Genomic DNA, 1690 nt, shown 5'->3' on the forward strand with positions numbered 1-1690 from the left:
AAACATTCAAAACTGAATACAATATGTCACGTTATTCCGCATCTTCTGAAGAAGATGTTCCGAATATATCCTTAGAAAGGAGGTGATCCAGCCGCACCTTCCGATACGGCTACCTTGTTACGACTTCACCCCAATCATTTGTCCCACCTTCGACGGCTAGCTCCTAAAAGGTTACTCCACCGGCTTCGGGTGTTACAAACTCTCGTGGTGTGACGGGCGGTGTGTACAAGACCCGGGAACGTATTCACCGTAGCATGCTGATCTACGATTACTAGCGATTCCAGCTTCATGTAGTCGAGTTGCAGACTACAATCCGAACTGAGAACAACTTTATGGGATTTGCTTGACCTCGCGGTTTCGCTGCCCTTTGTATTGTCCATTGTAGCACGTGTGTAGCCCAAATCATAAGGGGCATGATGATTTGACGTCATCCCCACCTTCCTCCGGTTTGTCACCGGCAGTCAACTTAGAGTGCCCAACTTAATGATGGCAACTAAGCTTAAGGGTTGCGCTCGTTGCGGGACTTAACCCAACATCTCACGACACGAGCTGACGACAACCATGCACCACCTGTCACTTTGTCCCCCGAAGGGGAAGGCTCTATCTCTAGAGTTGTCAAAGGATGTCAAGATTTGGTAAGGTTCTTCGCGTTGCTTCGAATTAAACCACATGCTCCACCGCTTGTGCGGGTCCCCGTCAATTCCTTTGAGTTTCAACCTTGCGGTCGTACTCCCCAGGCGGAGTGCTTAATGCGTTAGCTGCAGCACTAAGGGGCGGAAACCCCCTAACACTTAGCACTCATCGTTTACGGCGTGGACTACCAGGGTATCTAATCCTGTTTGATCCCCACGCTTTCGCACATCAGCGTCAGTTACAGACCAGAAAGTCGCCTTCGCCACTGGTGTTCCTCCATATCTCTGCGCATTTCACCGCTACACATGGAATTCCACTTTCCTCTTCTGCACTCAAGTTTTCCAGTTTCCAATGACCCTCCACGGTTGAGCCGTGGGCTTTCACATCAGACTTAAAAAACCGCCTACGCGCGCTTTACGCCCAATAATTCCGGATAACGCTTGCCACCTACGTATTACCGCGGCTGCTGGCACGTAGTTAGCCGTGGCTTTCTGATTAGGTACCGTCAAGATGTGCACAGTTACTTACACATATGTTCTTCCCTAATAACAGAGTTTTACGATCCGAAGACCTTCATCACTCACGCGGCGTTGCTCCGTCAGGCTTTCGCCCATTGCGGAAGATTCCCTACTGCTGCCTCCCGTAGGAGTCTGGACCGTGTCTCAGTTCCAGTGTGGCCGATCACCCTCTCAGGTCGGCTATGCATCGTTGCCTTGGTAAGCCGTTACCTTACCAACTAGCTAATGCAGCGCGGATCCATCTATAAGTGACAGCAAGACCGTCTTTCACTTTTGAACCATGCGGTTCAAAATATTATCCGGTATTAGCTCCGGTTTCCCGAAGTTATCCCAGTCTTATAGGTAGGTTATCCACGTGTTACTCACCCGTCCGCCGCTAACATCAGAGAAGCAAGCTTCTCGTCCGTTCGCTCGACTTGCATGTATTAGGCACGCCGCCAGCGTTCATCCTGAGCCAGGATCAAACTCTCCATAAAAATTATGATGTTTGATTAGCTCATAAATACTAAATAATGTTTGTAACTTATAGTTACGTTTTT

The 1690-nt window shown here is 49.2% G+C and carries 1 rRNA gene; it reads right to left on the reverse strand.

The features are described from left to right. Positions 1-75: 75 nt before the first annotated feature. Positions 76-1627, reverse strand: a 16S ribosomal RNA gene (locus IDG65_RS14005). Between the last annotated feature and the right edge of the window lie 63 nt (positions 1628-1690).

The organism is Staphylococcus sp. EG-SA-17 (assembly GCF_017151845.1).
In the GTDB taxonomy this organism is placed as follows: Bacteria; Bacillota; Bacilli; order Staphylococcales; family Staphylococcaceae; genus Staphylococcus; species Staphylococcus aureus.